Here is a 3,665-nt window from a genome sequence, read left to right as displayed (position 1 = left end):
GCGACGAGAAAGACGGCACCGGCCGGGGACCATGCCCGGTCGATGCCGCGGGCGCCGCGGGGACCGGATCCCGCGCGTATCTGGCCGACACCTGGGTTCCCGCGGCGTCCCGCGTCCCGCGTGTTGTCTCTCTTGGGCCATGCCCCCGGCGCGACGAGCGCGCGGGGACGATGACGCATGTCCGAGGCGCAACCGGATGGGGCCGAGCCCGGGCCTTGCCGGGTGGGCCTTGCCGGGTGGGCCTTGCAATGGTTGCGTCCCGGCCGCTGCCGCGCGACAACGCGGGCAGCTTTTCGCGATGATCCGGAACACCACAGACGTGACGTCCAACGCCCCGGCGCAGCCCAAAAAGACCTTCGGCCTGTCGACCGCGATCTCCTACCCCAACGGCGCGCCCCATATCGGCCACGCCTACGAGGTGATCGCCGCCGACGCGATCGCGCGCTTCCACCGGCTCGACGGCTACGACGTGCTGTTCTCCACCGGCACCGACGAGCACGGGCTGAAGATCCAGCAGGCCGCGACCCGGGCCGGCACCACGCCGCGCGCCTACGTCGACGGCACGGCCGCCCGGTTCCAGGCCATGGCCGACCGGATGGACTGCGCCTACGACCGCTTCATCCGCACCACCGAGCCGGGCCATTACGAAGCTGCCCAGGCCATCTGGCGGCGCATGGAGGCCAACGGCGACATCTACCTCGATACCTATGCCGGCTGGTACTCGGTCCGTGACGAGGCCTATTACGACGCGGCCGAGACCCGCCTCCTGGAGGACGGCACCCGCCGCAGCCTCGCCACCGACACGCCGGTCGTGTGGATGGAGGAGGAGAACTTTTTGTTCCGGCTCTCCGCCTATCAGGACCGGCTGCTGACGCTCTACGAGGAGCAGCCCGGCTTCATCGGGCCGGAAACCCGGAAGAACGAGGTGGCGAGCTTCGTGCGCTCCGGCCTCAAGGACCTCTCGGTCAGCCGCACCACGTTCGACTGGGGCGTGCCGGTGCCGGGCCATCCGAACCACGTCATGTACGTGTGGGTCGATGCGCTCACCAACTATCTCACCGTCACCGGCTTCCCCGACGCGGAGAACCCCCAAAACAAATTCTGGCCGATGGATCTGCACATCATCGGCAAGGACATCGTCCGGTTCCACGCGGTGTACTGGCCGGCCTTCCTGATGTCGGCCGGGCTGCCGCTGCCCAAGCGCGTCTTCGGCCACGGCTTCCTGCTCTCCAAGGGCGAGAAGATGTCGAAGTCGCTCGGCAACGTCCTCGACCCGTTCGAGCTCGCCGACACCTACGGGGTCGATCCGGTGCGCTACTTCGTGCTGCGCGAGGTGCCGTTCGGCGGCGACGGCAGCTACAGCCACGAGGCGATCATCGGCCGGCTCAACGCCGACCTCGCCAACGACCTCGGCAACCTCGCCCAGCGCTCGCTCTCGATGGTGGCCAAGAACTGCGACGGCGCGGTGCCGGATCCCGGTCCGTTCGACGCGGCCGACACGGCCCTGCTGGCCCAGGCCGACGCCCTGCCGGAGCGGGCCCGCGCCCTGATGGGCGATCTGGCGCTGCACAGCGTGCTCTCCGAGATCTGGGCCGTGGTCGCGGAGGCCAACCGCTACTTCGCGGCCCAGGAGCCGTGGAAGCTCCGCAAGTCCGACCCGGCCCGGATGAACGCCGTGCTGTACACGACCCTGGAGAGCCTGCGCGTCTTCGGCATCCTGACCCAGCCCTTCGTGCCGGGGGCGGCGGCCAAGCTCCTCGACCTGCTGGCGGTGCCGGCCGACCGGCGCCAGCTCGCCGACGTCGGGGAGGGGGGCCGCCTCGTGCCCGGCACGGCGCTCCCGGCCCCCGCGCCGATCTTCCCGCGCTTCGAGCGCCCCGAAGCTCCGGCCGCCTGACGGCCCGAAGTCCCAACCCAAAGTCCCGATGCTCATCGACAGCCACTGCCATCTCGACTTCCCGGATTTCGCCGCCGACCTGCCGGGCGTGATCGCCCGCGCCAAGGTCGCGGGGGTGACCGGCATGCTCACGATCTCCACCCGGGTCGCCAAGGCCGACACCTACCGGGCGATCGCCGAGGCGTACCCGGACGTCTGGCACACGATCGGTACCCATCCGGACGGCGCCGCCGAGGAGCCGGATGTGGCCGCCGAGACGATCGCGGCGCTGGCAGAGAGCAGCCCGCGCTGCGTCGGGATCGGCGAGGCGGGTCTCGACTACCATTATCCCGACGCCGCCCCCGAGGCGGTGCAGGAGCGGGTGCTGCGCGCCCATATCGAGGCCTGCCGCCAGACCGGCCTGCCGCTGGTGATCCACGCCCGTGACGCCGACGACCATATGGAGCGGGTGCTCACCGACGAGATGGGCCAAAAACCGTTCCGGGCGGTGCTGCACTGCTTCTCGTCCGGCCCCCGGCTGGCGGAGGCCGGGGTTGAGCTGGGGCTCTACGTCTCCTTCTCCGGCATCGTCACCTTCCGGCGTTCGCATGCCCTGCGCGACATCGCCCGGGCCGTGCCCCTCGACCGTCTCCTGGTGGAGACCGACGCGCCGTTCCTCGCCCCCGAGCCCCATCGCGGGCGGACCAACGAGCCGGCCTACACGGCCGACACCGCCCGGTCGCTGGCCGAGACCCTGGGGCTCGCCCCGGAGGAGTTGGCCCGGATCACCACGGCGAATTTTTTCACGCTGTTCGACAAGGCCGCCGGAACGCCTCCGGGCGCCGCGTGACGGGTTAGGAGCGGGAGATCCGGATGGCCAGCCTGACCCTGCGCATCCTCGGCTGCGGCTCGTCGGGCGGGGTCCCGCGGGTCGGCAGCGGCTGGGGCGCCTGCGATCCCGAGGAGCCGCGCAATCGCCGGCGGCGCTGCTCGATCCTGGTCGAGCGCGTGTCGGAGACCGGGCGGACCACGCTGCTCGTCGACACCTCGCCCGATCTGCGCGAACAGCTCATTGACGCCGAGGTGAGGCGCCTGGACGCGGTCCTCTACACCCACGCCCACGCCGACCACACCCACGGCATCGACGACCTGCGCCCGCTGGTGATCGCCATGCGGGGCCGCATTCCGGTCTACGCCGACGCCCTGACCCGGTCGCTGCTCACCACCCGGTTCGGCTACTGCTTCGAGACGCCCCCCGGGAGCGCCTACCCGCCGATCCTCGACCTGCGCGACCTCGCTGCCGACCGCGACCTGACCCTGCAGGGGGAGGGGGGCGTGATCACCGTGGAATCGCTCCCGGTGGAGCACGGCAACGAGGCCGCCCTGGGCTTCCGCTTCGGCCAAGCGGCCTACATGCCCGACGTGAGCCTGATCCCGGAGGCGAGCCTCGCCCGGCTCCACGGGCTCGAGCTGCTGGTCATCGATGCCCTGCGGGACACGCCACACCCGACCCACTTCTCCGTCTCGGACGCCCTGGCGCTGATCGCCGAGGTCAAACCGCGGCGGGCGGTGCTGACCAACCTGCACACCGATCTCGATTACGCGGCCCTGGCGGCGCGCCTGCCGGACGGCATCGTTCCCGCCTATGACGGCATGACCCTCAGCCTCGACGCCTGACGGGGGATAGGCCGGGGCCTGCGAATCGGGCGTCACACACCCGTCGTCGCCAGAGTCCAAGAAAATCGCCCTCCCGGCCAACAAGGCTGTTGACGGCTCGGATTGGTGGATC

The 3,665-nt window shown here is 70.8% G+C and carries 3 protein-coding genes; all 3 read left to right on the top strand.

Translation table 11 applies throughout. From position 1 onward, the window contains the following. Positions 1-319 precede the first annotated feature (319 nt). Genes metG through OXS49_RS32855 form a run of 3 tightly spaced genes read left to right on the top strand, consistent with a single transcriptional unit; the run spans position 320 to position 3,553 of the window. A complete protein-coding gene (gene metG / locus OXS49_RS32865) occupies positions 320-1,897 on the top strand; it encodes a methionine--tRNA ligase (protein WP_267428696.1) in 1,578 nt (525 codons plus the stop codon). Between the two features lie 28 nt (positions 1,898-1,925). After that, the gene (locus OXS49_RS32860) at positions 1,926-2,726 is read left to right on the top strand and encodes a TatD family hydrolase (protein ID WP_267428695.1); all 801 of its coding nucleotides are present in this window, start codon (positions 1,926-1,928) and stop codon (positions 2,724-2,726) included. Between the two features lie 23 nt (positions 2,727-2,749). After that, the gene (locus OXS49_RS32855; protein WP_267428694.1) at positions 2,750-3,553 is read left to right on the top strand and encodes an MBL fold metallo-hydrolase; all 804 of its coding nucleotides are present in this window, start codon (positions 2,750-2,752) and stop codon (positions 3,551-3,553) included. Positions 3,554-3,665: the final 112 nt, after the last annotated feature.

The sequence above is a fragment of the Methylobacterium sp. GC_Met_2 genome (genome assembly GCF_026540795.1).
GTDB lineage: Bacteria > Pseudomonadota > Alphaproteobacteria > Rhizobiales > Beijerinckiaceae > Methylobacterium.
This window is presented reverse-complemented; position numbering and strand designations above follow the sequence as displayed.

Excerpts from the sequence above, each read along its gene's own strand:
- OXS49_RS32855 (WP_267428694.1), top strand. The coding sequence starts at position 2,750 with ATGGCCAGCCTGACCCTGCGCATCCTCGGCTGCGGCTCGTCGGGCGGG.
- OXS49_RS32860 (WP_267428695.1), top strand. The coding sequence starts at position 1,926 with ATGCTCATCGACAGCCACTGCCATCTCGACTTCCCGGATTTCGCCGCC.